This window comes from Streptomyces sp. NPDC039480 (assembly GCF_055597165.1).
This window is the reverse complement of sequence record NZ_JBVITX010000019.1, coordinates 86,343-103,648: the sequence shown is the minus strand read 5'-3', so window position 1 is coordinate 103,648 and position 17,306 is coordinate 86,343. Positions and strand designations below refer to the sequence as shown.

At 71.4% G+C, this 17,306-nt stretch carries 19 protein-coding genes; 11 read left to right on the top strand and 8 right to left on the bottom strand.

The features are described 5' to 3' along the window. The first annotated feature begins 132 nt into the window (after positions 1-132). Positions 133-936, top strand: coding sequence for a CPBP family intramembrane glutamic endopeptidase (locus tag ACZ56E_RS39150; RefSeq protein ID WP_471221769.1), 804 nt, complete (start codon positions 133-135; stop codon positions 934-936). 30 nt (positions 937-966) lie between these two features. On the opposite strand, the gene ACZ56E_RS39145 is transcribed toward ACZ56E_RS39150, so the two are convergent. Further along, complete coding sequence (locus tag ACZ56E_RS39145) at positions 967-1,833, bottom strand: PhzF family phenazine biosynthesis protein (protein WP_471221768.1); 867 nt, start codon at positions 1,831-1,833, stop codon at positions 967-969. Between the two features lie 198 nt (positions 1,834-2,031). Between ACZ56E_RS39145 and ACZ56E_RS39140 the strand changes: the two genes are divergently transcribed. Beyond that, the gene (locus ACZ56E_RS39140; RefSeq protein ID WP_471221785.1) at positions 2,032-2,733 is read left to right on the top strand and encodes a HEAT repeat domain-containing protein; all 702 of its coding nucleotides are present in this window, start codon (positions 2,032-2,034) and stop codon (positions 2,731-2,733) included. A 26-nt stretch (positions 2,734-2,759) separates the two neighbouring features. Further along, positions 2,760-3,851, top strand: a complete 1,092-nt coding sequence (locus ACZ56E_RS39135) for a MerR family transcriptional regulator (protein WP_471221767.1) — start codon at positions 2,760-2,762, stop codon at positions 3,849-3,851. Between the two features lie 2 nt (positions 3,852-3,853). On the opposite strand, the gene ACZ56E_RS39130 is transcribed toward ACZ56E_RS39135, so the two are convergent. Then, on the bottom strand, positions 3,854-4,342 hold the full coding sequence (locus tag ACZ56E_RS39130; protein ID WP_471221766.1) for a MarR family winged helix-turn-helix transcriptional regulator: 489 nt from the start codon (positions 4,340-4,342) through the stop codon (positions 3,854-3,856). A gap of 64 nt (positions 4,343-4,406) precedes the next feature. Between ACZ56E_RS39130 and ACZ56E_RS39125 the strand changes: the two genes are divergently transcribed. Next, entirely contained in the window at positions 4,407-4,787 is a 381-nt protein-coding gene (locus ACZ56E_RS39125; RefSeq protein WP_471221765.1) for a tautomerase family protein, read from the top strand. A 631-nt stretch (positions 4,788-5,418) separates the two neighbouring features. Here ACZ56E_RS39125 and ACZ56E_RS39120 read toward each other — a convergent pair. Beyond that, a complete protein-coding gene (locus tag ACZ56E_RS39120) occupies positions 5,419-6,291 on the bottom strand; it encodes an RNA polymerase sigma-70 factor (RefSeq protein ID WP_471221764.1) in 873 nt (290 codons plus the stop codon). Continuing rightward, positions 6,288-6,866 carry a carboxymuconolactone decarboxylase family protein gene (locus ACZ56E_RS39115; RefSeq protein ID WP_471221763.1) on the bottom strand — a complete coding sequence of 193 codons (579 nt, stop codon included), beginning with the start codon at positions 6,864-6,866 and terminating at the stop codon, positions 6,288-6,290. Before ACZ56E_RS39115 ends, ACZ56E_RS39120 begins: the two co-directional genes overlap by 4 nt. 344 nt (positions 6,867-7,210) lie before the next feature. Between ACZ56E_RS39115 and ACZ56E_RS39110 the strand changes: the two genes are divergently transcribed. Beyond that, positions 7,211-7,885: a PadR family transcriptional regulator gene (locus ACZ56E_RS39110; protein WP_468606004.1), complete on the top strand. Its 675-nt coding sequence runs from the start codon at positions 7,211-7,213 to the stop codon at positions 7,883-7,885. A gap of 100 nt (positions 7,886-7,985) precedes the next feature. Here the strand turns inward: ACZ56E_RS39110 and ACZ56E_RS39105 are convergent, their stop codons facing one another. Continuing rightward, the gene (locus ACZ56E_RS39105; RefSeq protein ID WP_471221762.1) at positions 7,986-8,414 is read right to left on the bottom strand and encodes a type II toxin-antitoxin system Rv0910 family toxin; all 429 of its coding nucleotides are present in this window, start codon (positions 8,412-8,414) and stop codon (positions 7,986-7,988) included. Positions 8,415-8,706: 292 nt separating this feature from the next. Between ACZ56E_RS39105 and ACZ56E_RS39100 the strand changes: the two genes are divergently transcribed. Beyond that, positions 8,707-9,537 carry a putative protein N(5)-glutamine methyltransferase gene (locus tag ACZ56E_RS39100; protein WP_471221761.1) on the top strand — a complete coding sequence of 277 codons (831 nt, stop codon included), beginning with the start codon at positions 8,707-8,709 and terminating at the stop codon, positions 9,535-9,537. A 48-nt stretch (positions 9,538-9,585) separates the two neighbouring features. Here the strand turns inward: ACZ56E_RS39100 and ACZ56E_RS39095 are convergent, their stop codons facing one another. Then, positions 9,586-9,774 (bottom strand): hypothetical protein, encoded by a 189-nt coding sequence (locus ACZ56E_RS39095; RefSeq protein WP_468605998.1) that lies wholly within the window; start codon positions 9,772-9,774, stop codon positions 9,586-9,588. A 196-nt stretch (positions 9,775-9,970) separates the two neighbouring features. Between ACZ56E_RS39095 and ACZ56E_RS39090 the strand changes: the two genes are divergently transcribed. The 3 genes from ACZ56E_RS39090 (at position 9,971) to ACZ56E_RS39080 (ending at position 12,900) form a co-directional block, all read left to right on the top strand. After that, positions 9,971-10,561, top strand: coding sequence for a peptidase (locus tag ACZ56E_RS39090; protein ID WP_471221760.1), 591 nt, complete (start codon positions 9,971-9,973; stop codon positions 10,559-10,561). A 77-nt stretch (positions 10,562-10,638) separates the two neighbouring features. Then, on the top strand, positions 10,639-11,676 hold the full coding sequence (locus ACZ56E_RS39085) for an EamA family transporter (protein WP_471221759.1): 1,038 nt from the start codon (positions 10,639-10,641) through the stop codon (positions 11,674-11,676). 159 nt (positions 11,677-11,835) lie between these two features. After that, complete coding sequence (locus ACZ56E_RS39080; protein ID WP_471221758.1) at positions 11,836-12,900, top strand: DMT family transporter; 1,065 nt, start codon at positions 11,836-11,838, stop codon at positions 12,898-12,900. Positions 12,901-13,100: 200 nt separating this feature from the next. On the opposite strand, the gene ACZ56E_RS39075 is transcribed toward ACZ56E_RS39080, so the two are convergent. Continuing rightward, the gene (locus ACZ56E_RS39075) at positions 13,101-13,826 is read right to left on the bottom strand and encodes a pyridoxamine 5'-phosphate oxidase family protein (protein WP_471221757.1); all 726 of its coding nucleotides are present in this window, start codon (positions 13,824-13,826) and stop codon (positions 13,101-13,103) included. Positions 13,827-13,912: 86 nt separating this feature from the next. Here ACZ56E_RS39075 and ACZ56E_RS39070 point away from each other — a divergent pair, with 86 nt between their 5' ends. Further along, positions 13,913-15,244 (top strand): aminotransferase class I/II-fold pyridoxal phosphate-dependent enzyme, encoded by a 1,332-nt coding sequence (locus ACZ56E_RS39070; protein ID WP_471221756.1) that lies wholly within the window; start codon positions 13,913-13,915, stop codon positions 15,242-15,244. Here the strand turns inward: ACZ56E_RS39070 and ACZ56E_RS39065 are convergent. After that, positions 15,235-16,362, bottom strand: a complete 1,128-nt coding sequence (locus tag ACZ56E_RS39065; protein WP_471221755.1) for a DMT family transporter — start codon at positions 16,360-16,362, stop codon at positions 15,235-15,237. The genes ACZ56E_RS39070 and ACZ56E_RS39065 overlap by 10 nt on opposite strands. 38 nt (positions 16,363-16,400) lie before the next feature. On the opposite strand from ACZ56E_RS39065, the gene ACZ56E_RS39060 reads away from it, so the two are divergent. Then, a complete protein-coding gene (locus ACZ56E_RS39060) occupies positions 16,401-17,303 on the top strand; it encodes a LysR family transcriptional regulator (protein WP_471221754.1) in 903 nt (300 codons plus the stop codon). Positions 17,304-17,306 lie beyond the last annotated feature (3 nt).

Here is a 17,306-nt window from a genome sequence, read left to right as displayed (position 1 = left end):
AAAGAGGGGGCTGTACGCCCACAACCGGCGTTCGTCCCCCTCGGCCTGTCGCGCACGGTCTTCGTAACTTCTTTCGAGACCCTAGCGGGACGAAGAGGGGCATGAGGCGGGATTACTCAACTGGAGGCGGAAGTGCAAGCGGAGCCGGGGCCGATGGCCGGTTCTATTCCGGCGGACGGACCTTCGCGGCGGGTCCTGCGGGACGAGACGCTGCTCGTCCTGGCCGTCTCGCTCGGGGCCAGCGGTGTGTCCGCGCTGATCAGCTTTGTGGGCTCGGTCACCAGACCGGGTGGCCTCAAGGACCAGGCGGCCACGATGAACGCGTCGGCGGCGCCGGGCCGGCCGTGGCTTGATCTCGCGTGGCAACTGTTCGGCATCACGACCGCGTTGGTGCCGGTCGCGCTGGTCGCGCACTTCCTGCTGCGGGAGAGGGCGGCGCTGCGGACGATCGGTTTCGACCGGACGAGGCCGTGGCCGGCCCTGGGGCGCGGCGCCGCGATCGCCGCGGTGATCGGCAGCACGGGGATCGCCTTCTACCTCGCGGCCCGCGGGCTCGGCTTCAACCTCACCGTCGTCCCCGAGGCGTTGCCGGACGTGTGGTGGAAGTACCCCGTCCTCGTCCTGTCCGCGGTGCAGAACGCGGTCCTCGAGGAAGTCATCGTCGTCGGCTACCTGCTGCGCAGGCTCGGCCAGTTGGGGTGGACGCCGATGGCCGCGCTGGTGGGCAGTTCGGTGCTGCGGGGCTCGTACCACCTGTACCAGGGCATCGGCGGCTTCGTCGGGAACCTCGTGATGGGTGTGGTCTTCGTGCTGCTCTACCGCAGGTGGGGCCGGGTCGGGCCGCTGGTCGTGGCCCACTCGCTGCTCGACATCGGCGCGTTCGTCGGTTACGCGCTGCTGGCGGGGAAGGTGGGGTGGCTGCCTACGCCCTCGTAGGCAGCACCTGGTGTTGGCGCAGGGGTGGCCTCAGGCGAAGAGGTCGCCCTCGATGACCGTGACCGCGTGGCCGGTCAGGAGGGTGCGCTCTCCGCGGAGCCGGATGCGGACCAGGCCGGTGCGGGCCGAGGCCTGCAGCCCGGTCAGTTCGGTGCGGCCGAGCCGCTCGGACCAGAAGGGGGCGAGGGCGGTGTGGGCGCTGCCCGTCACCGGGTCCTCGTCGATGCCGACGCGCGGGAAGAAACCGCGGGAGACGAAGTCGTACTCCCCGGAGGGGTCCTCGGCACGGGCGGTGGCGATGATGCCGCGTTCGGAGTGGCGGACGAGGGCCTTGTGGTCGGGGGTGAGGGACCTGACCGTCTTCTCGTCGGCGAGCTCGACCAGCAGGTCGCCGATGTTCCGGCCCGTGTCGTACACGGCGAGCGGCTCGGCGCCCAGGGCCTCGGTGATGCCGTCGGGGAGCTCGGTCGCGGTGAGCGGGGCGGTCGGGAAGTCGAGGGTGAGCGAGCCGTCCTCGTGCGCGGTCGAGGTGAGGACGCCGCTGCGGGTGGCGAAGCGGACGGTGCCGGAGGCGGCACCTGTGGTGTGCAGGACGTGGGCCGTGGCCAAAGTGGCATGGCCGCAGAGGTCGACTTCGGTGGCGGGTGTGAACCAGCGGAGCGCCCAGTCGGCGTCGCCGCCCGCGGGCAGCGGGTGGGCGAAGGCGGTCTCGGCGTGGTTGACCTCCCTGGCCACGTGCTGGAGCCAGGTGTCGTCGGGGAAGGTGCCGGGGGAGCCATCGAGGAGCAGGACACCGGCCGGGTTGCCGGCGAAGGGTCGGTCGGTGAAGGCGTCGACGATGCGGATGCGGTGGGGGGTGCGGGAGTGGGAGCGGGTCGCGGTGTCTGGAGTAGGCATGGGCATCACGGTAGAGGGCTGCGGAGCGTCGTCGGTAAGGCCAATTGGGGGTGGGTGGCCTGGCTTTGGGGGCTGATTGGCATGTGGGTGGGATGGGGTGGTCGATCTGGCGGTGAGTTGATCGGTCTGGTGGGTTCGCTTTGACCTTGTCACGGTGACAAGGTCTTCACTGCTGCCCAGGAGGTGGTCCCCATGACCATGTCGGAAGAGGGCACGAAGCCCAAAGAGGGCACGAAGCCCAAAGAGGCTAGGGACACGGCGCGAGCTGTCCGGGGCCTGGAGAACGGCAGCCCGTCGGTGCGGCTGCAGGCGGCGCTGGCGGTCGGCACGGCTCCGGACCCCCGGTTCGTCGAGCGGCTCGTCGAGCGGTGCGCGATCGAGCCCGAGTTCTACGTACGGGAAATGCTCACGTGGGCGCTCACCCGCCATCCAGCGGAGCTGACGGTTCCCCGGCTCGTCGCCGAACTCCGTACGGAGGGCGCGCAGGCACGAAGTCAGGCGCTGCACACGCTGTCCAAGATCGCGGACCGGCGGGCCTGGCCGGCGATCGCCCCGGCGCTGCTGGCCGACGTCGACGACGAGGTGGCGCGGAGCGCCTGGCGGGCGGCGGTCGTGCTCGTACCCGAGGGAGAAGAAGAGGAGTTGGCCGGCGTGCTGGCGACGCAGCTCGGGCGCGGCGGGCGCGAGACGCAGTTGAGCCTCAGTCGGGCGCTGATTGCTCTTGGCGAGGTGATCGTGCCGACTCTGCGCGCCACGGCGACGGATGCCGACCCTCGCGTACGGGAGCACGCGATCGCCACGGAGCGGTTGCTGCGCGACCCGGAGGCCGGATTCGAGTTCGCGATCGAGGAGGCCAAACGCGTCATGGCGCTCGGCACAGGTGGTCAGGAGGAGTCTTAGGCCGTGTTGAGAGGAGTTTTCAGACCGTGTTGATCGGTGATGTGGCACGACGGTCCGGGGTGAGCGCCCGCATGCTCAGGCACTACGACTCGCTCGGTCTGGTGCGGCCGACGGGCCGCACCGGCGGCGGCTATCGGGAGTACTCCGAGGACGACATCCGCCGGATCTTCCACATCGAGAGCCTGCGGTCGCTGGGGCTGTCGCTGCGTGAGGTCGGGCGTGCGCTCGACGACCCCGGCTTCGCGCCCGCGGAGCTCGTCGACGACCTCGTACGCCAGACGAGGGAACGCATCGCGAGTGAGATGGAGCTGCTCACGCGGCTCCGGCGGATCGGTGCCGCGGAGCCCGCGGGCTGGGAGGACGTACTCCAGATCGTCGCTCTGCTCCAGGGGCTGGGGTCGAAGAGCGCGGGGGCGCGGCAGCGCGCGGCCCTGTCCTCGGTCGAGGAGGCGCCGGTGCCGGTGGAAGCGCTGGTCGAGGCGGTGCTGAACGAGGCGGAACCGAATGTCGCGGGGGCCCTGCGGTGGGCTTTGGCGCAGTCGGGTGGGGGTGCGGGAGAGGGGGACGGCGAGGGAGGGGGCGATGGTGCGGGTGGCGGCGCGTTGGCGCTGCTGGCGGAGGGGCTCGACTCGCCGGACGCCGCGGTGCGCAAGCGCGCTGTCCAGGCCATCGCCGCGCTGGGGGACGGCGAGGCGGCGGTCGCACTGCTGCGGGACGCCCTCGCCCATCGCGACCTGGTGGTCCGCGGGTACGCGGCGCTGGCGCTCGGGGCGCGCGGAGAGGCCGACGCGATTCCGACGCTCATCGACCTGATTGTCGGCGAAACACAGGTTGGTGGGGAGGCGAGTGACGTCGGTGGGGTGAGTGACGTCGACGCGGCCGACGCGCTGAGCGTTCTGGCCGGAGATCCCGCACTGGCGGACCGGATCGCCACCGGGCTCGTCGACCGCGTGATCCACGGCGCCACGGAACCCGCCGCACGTCGGCGGCTGACGCAGGCGCTCGCGGACATCCCGGGCGCCACGACGTCGCGTGCTCTCGGAGACCTGTCACACGACGAGGACCGTGCCGTCGCGCTCACCGCCACGTACCTCCTGACGCTGCGGGCGGCACGGTGAGGCTAACGCAGCTGCGCGTCCCGATGCTGGTCGCCCGCCTGCTCCAAGGCGGCCTCGTAGGCGTGCAGGGCGTTGATGACTGTGGCGCGTTCCGCGGGGTCGAGACCGCGCATGACGCGTTCCCAGGCAGAGGCGCTGCCAGAGAGCCATTCGCCGATCGGTGCGGCGTAGGCGGGGGCGATGGCGATGATGCGGCGGCGGCGGTCGGTGGGATCGGCAGTGCGTTGCAGGACGCCTGGCCTGGACAGCTCGCTGACCATGAGGCTGACGGTCGTCGGGGCCACCTCCAGCCGAGCGGCCAGCTCGTTGACGCTGGTGGGGCCGTCGTACTCCAGGTGGGCCAGCAGTGCGAGATGGCGCGGTGCCAGGTCGAGGCCCTGGAGTGCCGGAGGTATGGGCAGGCGCTTGGCACGGCCCACGAGCCGTGGCATGAGCAACAGCAGGGTGCGGACGGCCTCGTTGACGGCTGGACCGTCCGATTCCGTGGACATCAGCGACCTCTTCCAGATACCTTTAAAACCAAAGGCTTTGTACTCAAAGGGAACGGGGTCGACTATGCCGCATCTGACCGTCCACCTTCCAGAGAACAGGCTGACCGGGAACGAGCCCATGCTCGTCGCCGCACTGACCGACGCTGTCGTCGACGTCTATGGCGAATGGGCCCGCGACCTCGTGAGCGTCCGTCTGGCCGGAATTCCCGCAGGCCGCTTCGCGCAGGGTGGCAAGGCCGTGGACACGAATGCCTCGGTGATGTTGGGCGTCCGCGCCGGCGTATTCGACCGCCCCGACGCCGCTCAGATCACCGCCCGCCTCGGCGCCGGGCTCACCGACGCGATCACCCGCGTCGTCGGCGAAGACCTCCGCGCCGGCACCATGGTCGAACTCGTGGCGTCACCGCCAGAACGTACCTTCGTCGGCGGCACCCTCGCCGTGTGACGCCCCATCTGGGCCGCCTCACGTCTTTCGGCCCTCACGTCTTTCGGCTCGATCCGATCGTCCGCACGAACAGACCTGCGGCAACGCGGAGAGAAGGACCCCGGTGGGATGCAGATCGCCCAGGCGGTCGCCGATCTCCTGGCCCGCGCCAGCCAAGGCCCCGATGGCGAGAGCGCCGACCGGGCGGCGCGGCCGTCCCGTCGTGAGCGAAGGGTCGCTGCCCGCCCCCGTGCTGCCGCCGAGAGCCCCAGACAGCGACCGCCTGCTCCCGCGGCGACACCAGTCTCCTCTGACGGCCCGCCGGCCTCGGCACCGCGGAGCCGAGCCAGATCATTCAAGACGGGACACGTGCTTCCGGCTCACGTGATCTGAGCCGACTCGGCTGGCGTCTCGGATGATCTGGTCCGTCAGGACTCGTGCGTCCGGTCTGACCTGGCCCGGCGGGGTCTCACGCATCTCAGGCGGCAGGGCCTTTCGAGGGTCAGGGAACATCTATGTCGGATCGTGGGCCCATCCCGCCTCCGCCCTGGATCCTCGGTCCTGGCCGCCGTCGGGTTCGGCCCGGTTTGTGGCGGTGAGTGTTCCGGGCGGTTTCGCCCGGAACACTCACCACGCCAGAGCGGTAGTTGGCTTACCTGGTGAGTTCAACCGGTTCGTCCAGTCTCGTCAGCTTCCGCGGGTTTCTCACCAAGTAGACCCGGGTGATCTGCCCGTTCTCCACCACGAGACTCACCGCCGTGGCCAGCTCGCCGTCGATCTCGATCCGGCCCGCAGGTGCCCCGTTGAGCCACACGGCCGTCGTCGCGAGCGGGGTCGCTTCCGCCCGGTTCGTGCGCGCGAGCACCTTCGCCACGAGCTCGACCCCGTGGACCGGAGCAAGAGCGGCGGCCGCAAGCCCGCCACCATCGGCGATCAGGACCACGTCCGGCGCCATGACCTCCACAAGCTCCTGCAACTGCCCGGTACGCAACGCGAGCAGGAACCGCTCCACCACGGCCTGTTGCTCCGACCGGCTCACCCGCACCCGCGGCTGGCGGGCCGCCACATGCTCGCGCGCTCGCCGCGCGATCTGCCGCACCGCGGCCGCGGACTTCCCGATGGCCTCGGCGATCTCGCCGTACGGCAGCTCGAAGACCTCGCGGAGCACGAACACCGCCCGCTCGGTGGGCCCGAGCGTTTCCAGGACGGTCAGCATCGCGATCGAGACGCTCTCCGCGAGCTCTACGTCCTCGGCGACATCTGGGGTGGTCAGCAGCGGGTCCGGCAGCCACTCGCCGACATAGTCCTCGCGGCTGCGCGCCAACGTCCGCAGCCGGTTGAGCGCCTGCCGCGTGACGGTCCTGACGAGGTACGCCCGCGCGTCGCTCACCCGCGACGGGTCGACGCCGGCCCACCGCAGCCAGGACTCCTGCAGCACGTCCTCCGCGTCGGCCGCGGAACCGAGCATCTCGTAGGCGACCGTGAACAGCAGGCTGCGATGGGTGACGAACGGGTCCTCGGTCATGATGCCGACGCTACGCCGGACGTCTGAGGACGCCCGGCCAGCGGGATCTCGCAGGCATCGGAGTAGCCCTGCGAGGTGATCCCATGCGCCGTGTTGCACCTGGCAGCCAGGTTGGCGAAGCCGATGAACACGGTGAGTTCGACCAGCGCCGCCGGGCCGAGCCTGCCGAGCAGACTCCCCGACAGCTCATCGGTGACGGTCGTCGGCGTGTTCGTCATGGCCTCGGCGTACTCCATCACCTCCCGCTCCAACGGCGTGAACACCTCCGACTCCCGCCAGCGCGGCACCTGGCTCGCCTTGGCCAGGTCCAGGTTCTGGTTCAGCGCCGCGAAGTAGTTGATGTCGAGGCACCAGCTGCAGCCCACCTGTGCCGCGACGGCCATGTGCGCGAACGTCTTGAGGCTCGCGTCGGCCGCGTCCCAGGTGGCCACCTTGGCTGCGAACTCCTGGTTGTCCTCGGCGAGCTTGGGGTTGTTCCACAGCACCTCGTTGGGCTCGGGCACGGAACCGAGTTGCTTGATCAGGTTTTCGCGGAGCCCGGCGGGGAGCTCGGCCTTCGGGATGCGTAGCGCCATGGTGTTCTCCTTGGACGTTTGCCTGTTTGGCATGAAGACACCGCTGTGCCCGCGAATGTGACAGCCACCATCGCCACTGCGCATGGATCGCCGGCGCGTCCGGGGCAGTGGCCGCCTCGCCCCTGGACGCGGCAAACCCGACGGCGGAGCCGGACCAGATCAACGGAGACGGGCCAGCGAATCAGTGCAGCTTGCTTGAGATCACATCAACCTTCACTGCGACAGGTCACCAGCCGCAGGTTCACATAGGGGTTGCCGAGCGATCGCTTCCGATATATCGTTGAGGCATCGCGACAGGTTCGCGATTGATCAACAAGCAATCGATGCAGCAAGGAGTGATCACCATGCGTTCCCATGGTTTTGAACACGAGCACGGCCGCGGTCATGGACACGGCCGCCACGGCGGGCCCGAGGGTCGTCAGGGCTTCGGTCGCGGTGGATTCGGCGGGTTCGGGGGGCCCGGGGAGTTCGAAGGGCGGCGCGGCGCGTTCGGTCCGTTCGGTCCCGGATTCGGCGGGCCCGGTGGGCCCGGCGGCCCCTGGGGCGGTGGCCGGGGCGGCCGTGGTGGCCCGCGGGGCAGGGCGCGGCGTGGCGACGTACGCGCGTCGATCCTGGCCCTCCTGAAGGACCGCCCCATGCACGGCTACGAGATGATCCAGGAGATCGCCGAGCGCAGCGGCGGGGCGTGGAAGCCCAGCCCCGGTTCGGTCTACCCGACCCTGCAGCTGCTGGAGGACGAGGGTCTGATCAGCAGTGCGAGCGAGGGCGGTAAGAAGCTCTTCTCGCTCACCGACGACGGCCGCGAGGCCGCCGCGGAGGGTCCCGAGGCGCCTTGGGAAGAGGCCGGGCGCGGGGTCGACTGGGAGACGCTGAACGAGGTCCGGCAGGCCGGGTTCGGTCTGATGGAGGCGTTCGGCCAGGTCTGGAAGACCGGCAGCAAGGAGCAGCGCGACAAGGCGCTCACGGTCATCAACGACGCCCGCAAGAAGATGTATCTGATCCTCGCCGATGAGGACTGAGGTGGTCGGGGCCGATGGCTCCTCCCATCACAGATGAGGCGCCCCGCGCGGATGGTGTGGGGCGCCTCGTTCATTCCACGGGCGCGGGTGCGCGTTGGCCTCAGGTCACGAGGCCGGCCAGCTTGCGCAGGGACTCGTTGAGCGCGGCAGTCGCCGAGTCCTTCAGCTTTCCCGCCATCAGGGACACGGCGGCACCGGTGAACTCCCCTTCGATGCGGACCACCGTCGCGGGTCCGTCCGGCGAGAGGGAGTAGCGGGTGCGTACGTTGACGCCCATCGGGCCCTTGCCCGCGATGGCCAGGACGCGGGCGGTCTCCAGCTCTTCGACGGTCCAGTCGACCTCGGCGGGGAAGCCCATCAGCTTCATGTTCTCCACGAAGGTGCTGCCCACCTCCAGGGTGGTGGGACCGCCCTGCGGGAAGCTCGTGTGCGTGGTGTTCCATTCGCCGTACGAGGAGAAGTCGGTGAGCCGGGCCCAGACCTTTTCGGCGGGCGCCTCCATCCTTGTTTCCGCGCTGACTTCGGCCATGCGGCCACCTCTTCCCGTGGGGCGCTGCGACGGCCGCAGCTGCGGTGTCGCGGAACGTAGCCGGAGGGTCTGGAACATTCAATACTGATGAACTGTCAGACTGCCGGGTGTGGCCCGTCGGGGGAGTGGGGTACTGTTCCCCTGCCCTGTGACAGACGCAGGCAGCGCGCTTTGGAGGTGAGACCCATTACCGCAGTGACAGGTCGGGTGCTCCCCCTTCGCGACCGCGCGGTTCACCCGGCATAGGTGACCCGAGGGAGCCCCATCGGGATCCCGAAAGGTTTTCAGCAGTATGTCGATTTCAGCTTTCTCCGCATCGCACCGTTCCTCCGTGGACTGCTCCTCCGCACACCGTTCCTCCGTTGTCGATGCCCTGCGCGCCGCGGGGTGCGTCTTCGCCGAGGACGAGGCGGAGTTGATTCTCTCCACTGCGCGCACCCCGGCCGAGGTGACCGACATGGTCGAGCGTCGTGCGGGCGGTCTGCCTCTCGAACACGTGGTGGGCTGGGCCGAGTTCCGCGGTCTGCGCGTCGCCGTGGACCCGGGGGTCTTCGTGCCGCGCCGCCGTACCGAGTTCCTCGTCGGACAGGCCGCCGCGCTCGCCGGGCGCGAAGCCGTCGTCGTCGATCTGTGCTGCGGCTCGGGGGCGCTCGGCGCCGCGCTCGCCGCGGGCCTCGACCGGGTGGAACTGCACGCCGCCGACATCGACCCGGCCGCGGTCCGCTGCGCCCGCCGCAATGTCGCGGCAGCCGGAGGCGAGGTCTACGAAGGCGACCTCTACGACCCGCTGCCCGGCGCGCTCCGCGGCCGCGTCGGCATCCTGCTCGCCAACGTCCCTTACGTGCCCACCGAAGAGGTCGGTCTGCTGCCCGCCGAGGCCCGCGTCCACGAGGCGCGGGTGGCGCTCGACGGCGGCGCGGACGGGCTCGACGTGCTGCGCCGGGTGACCGAGGCGGCGCCCGCTTGGCTGGCGCCCGGCGGGCACCTGCTCTTCGAGACGAGCGAGGGTCAGGTGGCCGCCGCTGTCGACGCCGTCGAGCGGGCCGGTCTCGTGGCTCGCGTGGTCAGCGACGAGACGATGTACGCCACGGTCGTCATCGGGACCCGCGCGGCGGGGCGCTGAGGCCGGCGGACGCGTGTCCGGGTGCAGCGGTACGGAGACGTCACCGGCTCAGCCCACCAGTCGTATCTCCGCCGCGTCGAAAAGATCCGAGGCCCTCGGGTACGGGCTCTCGTCGTGGCAGTGCCAGGCCTCCCAGAACAGGTCGGCGGGCAGCGCATCGTCGGGTGCGTACACCCGATAGACGTACTGCCTGCCGTCGACAGCAGGCAGGGCGACCATCCAGCTCCTGCTCTCCATGATTGTTGGACGTGTGAAGCCTCGCCATGGTTGCGCGCTCCGCACGGAGCAAAGCGGCGCGCGCGCCGCCGCGCGGGTCGGGCCGATCTCATCCGTAAGGAGGACAACCGTCGCATGCGTGCCCACCCTGTGTCGGACGCCAAGATGCTTCCCGCCGCCGATGCATATGCCCCTGGGGGTTGATGTGGTGGGAGATGTGCAAAGCCGTACCCCGCCGGGCGCCGAGCCCGGCCCGACCCGAGCAGAACTCGACTCCGGACTCAGCGCGGAACTGGCGTCGGTGGTGGCCGGCGCGCGCCGACGCGCCGTCCGTGACGGGGATCGGCAGATAGACACCGCGCACCTGCTGCACTCCCTCCTGGAGACCGACCCCGAGGTGCGCTCCGTCTTCGAGAGCGGCGCGCAGGCCGTGCGGGTGCTCGGCTATCTCGTGCAGCGCAGCATCGGCTACGGCCTCCAGTGGCAGGGCACCGTCGAGGACTCCGGTGCCGTGCCCGTGGTGACGCAGGGGAAGGAGACCGGCTGGTCGCCGGCCGCCACCAGCGCGATGGACACGGCGCTGGAACGTGCCGCGCTGCGCGGGGAGGAACGGGCCCTCGGCGTCGACCTGCTCGCGGGGCTCGTCGCCGACCCGGACTGCCGGGCCGTCGAGGTCCTCGGACGAGCGCACGTCGACGTCCCGGTACTGCTGCGGCGTATCGAGGCGGGATGCAGGCAGTACGCGTCCGGCGGCCAGGGGTATGGCGCGGGCCATGGGTACTCCGGAGGCCGGGCCTCTGATCGCTGACGGCACAAGCGGCATGGCGTCCGCCGATTGAGACAGGGGTCTAAAGGGATGACGCTCCTGACGTCGGCTGCCATGATGTGCCGGTGCGAGCGTCTGACGGTATTCAAGAGGAAGGCCATGGCTCCCGAGGAAGCCATGCAAAGAGTGGCGGCAGGGGCCTCGGGCTGAGTCTCGCCCTGATCTCCGCGGTCGCCTTCGGTGGCTCCGGCGTCGCGGCGAAACCGCTGATCGAAGCGGGGCTCGACCCGCTGCACGTGGTGTGGCTGCGGGTGGCGGGCGCCGCCCTCGTGATGCTGCCCGTCGCCTGGCGCCACCGCGGACTGGTGCGGAGCAGGCCCGCGCTGCTCGCCGGGTTCGGTCTCCTCGCCGTCGCGGGCGTCCAGGCCTGCTACTTCGCCGCGCTCTCCCGCATTCCCGTGGGGGTCGCGCTGCTGATCGAGTACCTCGCGCCGGCGCTCGTGCTCGGCTGGGTGCGCTTCGTGCAGCGGCGCCCGGTGACGCGGGCCGCCGCGCTCGGTGTGGTGCTCGCCGTCGGCGGGCTCGCCTGCGTCGTCGAGGTGTGGGCGGGGCTGAGCTTCGACGCCGTCGGCCTCCTGCTCGCGCTCGGCGCCGCCTGCTGCCAGGTCGGCTACTTCGTCCTGTCCGACCAGGGCAGCGACGCGGGCGACGACGCCCCGGACCCGCTCGGCGTCATCGCGTACGGCCTGCTCGTCGGCACCGCGGTGCTGACCGTCGTCGCGCGGCCGTGGGGCATGGACTGGTCGGTGCTCGCGGGCGACGCGGACCTGGACGGCTCGGCCGTGCCGGCCTGGGCGCTGCTCGCCTGGATCGTGCTCATCGCGACGGTCGTCGCCTACGTCACCGGCGTCCTGTCCGTGCGCAGGCTCTCGCCCCAGGTGGCGGGCGTCGTGGCCTGCCTCGAAGCGGTCATCGCGACCGCCCTGGCCTGGGTCGTCCTGGGTGAGCACCTCTCGGCGCCGCAGGTCGTCGGTGGCGCGATCGTGCTCGTGGGCGCGTTCATCGCCCAGTCCTCCGCACCGGCCGAGACCGCCGTCGTACCAGGGGAGATCCCGGCATCCGAAACGGAGTTGTCGCACAGCGGGAGCCGGTCCTAAGGTGCTGATCATGTATTCACGCGCACTCGTTCTTCCGCCCCCCGCCGCTTAACGCGGGGCACTGACGGAACACGCCCGAGCCAGTGGCCGGGCGGAACGGTGCTGCCCGCAGACGGAGTCAGTCATCCCTCTCTGCTGCGGAGAACTCACGTGTCGAACATGTCGAGCACGTCCAGCGCGCCCGTACTCTCGGACGCCGCTGTCCCCACTGTCCCCTCCACCGTCCGGCGCCTGTCCGTCGGACGAGGCCTCTTCTATCTGATCATCGCCGGAACGGCGTGGGGCACCGCGGGTGCCGCCGCCGCGCTGGTCTTCGATGCCAGTGACATGGGCCCGGTCAGCCTTTCCTTCTGGCGGTGCGTGGGCGGCTTCGTGCTGCTGTTCGCCGCGCGTCTGCTGCGGCCGCGCCGCGCCAGGGTGTGCGAGACGGCCGCCGAGCCACTGAGCCGTCGGGCGCCCCGGGCGCCCCGGGCGCACCGAGTGCGTCGTCTGCGCAGGATCGTCGTGACGGGCGTGGCCCTCGCGGTGTTCCAGACCGCCTACTTCGCCTCCGTCGAGGCGACCGGCCTAGCGGTCGGCACCGTCGTCACCATGGGGTCGGGGCCCGTCCTCATCGCGCTCGGCGCACGGCTGACCCTGAACGAGCGGCTCGGACGCGGCGGTGTCGTGGCCGTCGTGGGTGCCCTCGGGGGCCTCGCCGTGCTGGTCCTCGGCGGTGACGGCGGCGGTGGCGCGACCGTGCGGCCCTCGGGGGTCGTCTGGGGGCTCGTCTCCGCGGCCGCGTACGCCGCCATGACGCTCCTCACGCGCTGGTGGGGCAGGGACGGCGGCGCCGACTCGGCCGACACCACGGTGTGGGCGTTCGCCGTCGTCTCGATCTGTCTGCTGCCGCTCGCCGCGGTCGAGGGCCTTGTGCCGCACACCGCCGACCCCGTGCGCGTGGGCCTGTGCCTTCTGTACATCGCCGCCGTGCCGACAGCCGTCGCCTACGCGCTGTACTTCGCGGGGGCGGCCGTCGTACGATCCGCCACCGTCTCCGTGATCATGCTGCTCGAACCGGTGGGCGCCGCGATCATCGCCGTCGCACTCCTCGGCGAGGCGCTGACGGTGGCGACCGTGCTGGGCACGGCGCTGATGCTGGCCGCGGTGACGGGCCTAGCGGTCACGGAGGCGCGGGGCGTGGTGGCGGGGCGGCGCGAAGTGGCGCCGGTGGCGCCGGTGTAGGGGGGTGGGGTGGGCGCCTTGCGGTGAGACCTGGTTCCGTGAGGCGCCCACCCCGGCCCCTCGTGCCGAGTTCGCCCCTCGTGCCTAGCCCGTCCGTCCGGCCTGATCCGGTCTCGCACCGGATCAGGCCACGCGGCGACGGCGGCGTAGAAGCCGGTCGGGCCGCCGTGCTCCGGCGGCGGCCCAGGGGTGGAGCAGCATCACAGCTTCGCCAGGTAATCCGGGACCTCGATGCCCGGTGCGAGGTCGTCGGCGGGGATCAGGGCGTCGTGGCCCTTGCGGAGCGGGACCACGCCGCTCCAGTACGGGAGGTCCATGTCCTCCGGCTCGTCGTTCGGGCCGCCGGTGCGCGCCTTCGCCGACACCTCGTTCAGGTCGAGGCGGAGCACGGCGGTCGCCGCGAGCTCCTTGGCGTTGGCGGGGCGGGAGTCGGCCGCCCGGCCCGGCACGACGTGGTCGACGAGCGCGTCCAGCGCGAGCCGCTTCTCCTCCGGGTCCGTGACCTGGTGGGCCGTGCCGTGGACCACGACGGAGCGGTAGTTGATCGAGTGGTGGAAGGCCGAGCGGGCCAGCACCAGGCCGTCGACGTGGGTGACCGTCAGACACACCGGCAGGCCCGGGTCCTGCTCGTCCTGTCGGTCCTGCTCCGTGGCGGACGCGCTCGCCATGCGCAGCGGCCGGGACCCGGTCGAGCCGTGCACGTACAGGCGGTCGCCCACCCTTCCGTAGAGCGTCGGGAGCACGACGGGGGCGCCGTCGCGGACGAATCCGAGATGGCAGACGTAGGCCTCGTCGAGTATCGCGTGCACCGACTCGTGGTCGTACGAAGCGCGCTCCCGTGAGCGGGTGGGGATCGTGCGGTCGGTCGGTGTGTAGGCGGCGCCGCCCGGCGAAGGGGTGTCGGTGGTGCTCGGCTTCGTCTGCATGGTTCTCCCTGCTCTGTTGCGCTGTGCGGTGCTGATGCTGTGTTCGCGACTTGCCATAGCTATTGCACTAGTGCATAATCTGCTTTGTGCTAGGAGAGTATCGGATCGAAGGTCGGCGCGCAGCTGAGATCGCGGCCAGCGTGGAGCGCGCCGTGGGTGACGGCGGCCTCGAACCGGGGCAACTGCTGCCACCCATGCGGGAGTTGGCGACCCGCCTCGGGGTGAATCCCAATACCGTCGCGGCCGCCTATCGCACGCTGCGCGAACGGGGCGTCATCGAGACGGCGGGGCGGCGCGGGAGTCGTGTCCGTTCGAAGCCCGCCACCACCGCACGCGAACTGCTGCGCGTGGACGCGCCGCCAGGGGTGCGCAACGTCTCCATGGGCAACCCCGACCCGAGGCTGCTGCCCGACCTGTCCGAGGCGTTCACGGCGGCCGCCGCACAGAGCGACGAGCAACCCGTCCTCTACGGAGAGGGTGCGGTGGACCCGGAACTCGAACGGCACGCGCGCGTGGCCTTCGACGCCGACGGCGTGCCCCATGGCCCGCTCGCCGTCACCTCCGGATCGCTCGACGCCATCGAGCGCGTGCTCGCCGCCCACCTCAAGCCCGGCGACGGGGTCGCCGTGGAGGACCCGGGCTGGGGGAGCTCGCTGGATCTCGTCTCCGCCCTCGGGCTGCGCGCGGTCCCGGTGGGCGTGGACGACGAGGGTCCGCTGCCCGCCGACATGGAACGGGCGCTGGCGTCCGGCGCGCGGGCGGCCATCGTGACGGACCGTGCGCAGAATCCCACGGGTGCCGCTGTCACCGCCCCACGCGCGCGTGCCCTGCGGGACGTGTTCGCCGCGCACCAGGACGTGCTGCTCATCGAGGACGACCACGGCCACGGCATCGTCGACCTGCCGCTGCACCCGCTGGCCGGGGCGACCCGCAGCTGGGCCCTCACTCGCTCCACCGCGAAGGCGTACGGGCCCGATCTGCGGCTCGCCGTGCTCACCGGCGACCCCGTGACCGTGGACCGGGTGCAGGGGCGCCAGCGGCTCGGTCCCGGCTGGGTGAGCCGGCTGCTGCAGCGCGCCGTGGCCCAGCTCTGGGCCGAGGGCGCGGTCGACCCGCGTACGGTGGCGGCGTCCTACGATCGGCGTCGGGAGGCGCTCATCGCGGCGCTCGCCGAGCGGGGCGTGGCCGCGTACGGGCGCAGCGGCATGAACGCGTGGGTGCCGGTGCCCGACGAGACCGGGGCGGTCGCGCGGCTGCTGCACGCGGGGTGGGCCGTGGCTCCGGGGGCGCGGTTCCGGCTGAACACGCCGCCGGCGGTGCGGATCACCGTGGCGGCGCTCGACGACGAGGACATCGTGGCGGTGGCGGACGCCGTCGCCGCCGCCACCGGGCCCGCTCCCGCGCGGCGTTACGACTGACGGGGCGGACGCACTTCGGCGGCCGCCTTCGTGCCCGGCCGGGACCGCGTGCCTGGCCTGGGCCGCGGGCGCGGCCTGGATCGCGGGCGCGGCCGGGACTGGGTGAGCGCGGCGCCCGCCAGGACGATCACCGCGCCGACCGGCGTCGACCAGCTCAGGGACTCGCCGAGCACGGCGACACCGGCGGCGGTCGCGATGACCGGGATGAAGTACGTGACCATCTGGGCGGTCGTCGGGCCGACCTCGGCGACCAGCGCGTACTGCAGCAGGAACGCGACGCCGGTGCCGAGGGCGCCGAGTGCCACGACGGCGAGCAGCGGTACGACGGGGAAGTGGGTCGGCAGCGAGGTGAACAGGGGCGTCACGATGGCCAGTTCGCCCGTCGCGACGAGCAGCTGGGCGCCGGAGAGGGAGAGGTTCGAGTGCCCGGACCCGGCCAGCGTGCGACGTACGTAGATCCAGCCGATCGGGTAACTGAGCGAGGCGAGCAGCGCCATCACGGTGCCGCCGAGGTCGAGTCCGCTGAAGCCCTGCCACGCGCCGAGCACGGTGAGCACACCGAAGAAGCCGATGCCGAGGCCCGCGACCCGGCGCCGGGTCGGCCTGTCCTCGGAGAGCGCGACCAGCGAGAGGGCCATGCCCCACAGCGGTGACGTCGCGTTGCAGGTGCCCGCGAGGGTCGACGGGATCGTCAGCTCCGCGTACGCGAAGAGGGAGAACGGCAGGGCGTTGAGCAGGAAGGCCGCCACCGTCAGGTGCAGCCAGGTCCGCGCCCCGCGCGGCAGTCGCTCCCGCTTCACCACGAGCACGGCGGCGACCACGGCCGTGCCGAATGCCAGCCTCCCCAGGGTCACTTGGAACGGGGCGTACCCGTCCGTGCCCACCTTGATCAGGAGAAAGCTGAAGCCCCAGATGAGCGAGAGGACGCCGAAGCGGATGCGCCAGTCGAGGGTGGCGCGCGCCGGTGTGACGGGAGTGACTGCTGGGGCGGAGGGGACGGCGACTGTTGGGGTGGAGGCGATAGTGACTGCCGGGGTGGAGGCGGCGGTGGCTGACCGGGGCGGCGGGGGCGCGGTGCTCATGCGTCTCACGATGGACTCGACAATCTCGTAGCACAAGCGAGATTTCGTGCGCTGTATCGCGTAGCATCGCTTACATGTTGAACCTGGAGCGGCTGCGTACGCTCGATGCCCTCGCCCGGCACGGCTCCGTCAGCGGAGCGGCCGCGGGTCTGCACGTCACGACGTCGGCGGTCTCGCAGCAGATGACGAAGCTGGAGCGCGAGGTGGGCCAGCAGCTCCTCGCCAAGAACGGCAGGGGTGTGCGCCTGACCGACGCGGGGCGGCTGCTCGCCGAGCACGCCGCGCGGATCCTCTCGCAGGTCGAGCTCGCCCAGGCCGACCTGGAGGAACAGCGCGGCAAGGCCGTCGGTGAGCTGCGGATCTCCGCGTTCCCCACGGCCATGCGCGGCCTGCTGCCCGCCACCCTGTCCGCGCTCCGCACCGACCACCCCGGCCTGCGGGTGGCCTGCCAGGAGATGGAGCCGACGCCGGCTGTCGCGGCCGTGGTGCGCGGCGACATCGACATGGCGGTCGTCCTCGACTGGTACAACAAACCGTTGCCCGTCCCGGACGGCCTGGTCAAGGTGCCCCTTCTCGACGACCCGGCCGACATCGCGATGCCCGCGGCGCATCCCCTGGCGGACCGCACCGAAGTGGACCTGGAGGAGTTCGCGGACGACGAGTGGATCACCTGGGCGGAGGGCGAGTTCTGCCATGAATGGCTGATGTTCACGCTGCGCGGCAAGGGCGTCGAGCCGCGCATCGCGCACCGCGCCGAGGAGCACCACACGCAGCTTGCGCTGGTCGCCGCTGGTCTGGGGGTGTGCGTGGCCCCGCAGTTGGGCCGCGACCCGATGCCGACGGGGGTGCGCGCGGTCCCGGTGCGGCAGCGGGTGCGGCGGCATGTGTACGTGGTGTGGCGGGCGGACGCGGACCGCCGCCCGTCGATCAGAGCGGCGGCGGAGGCGCTGAGGGCGGCGGGGGCCGGGCTTCGGTAGGGG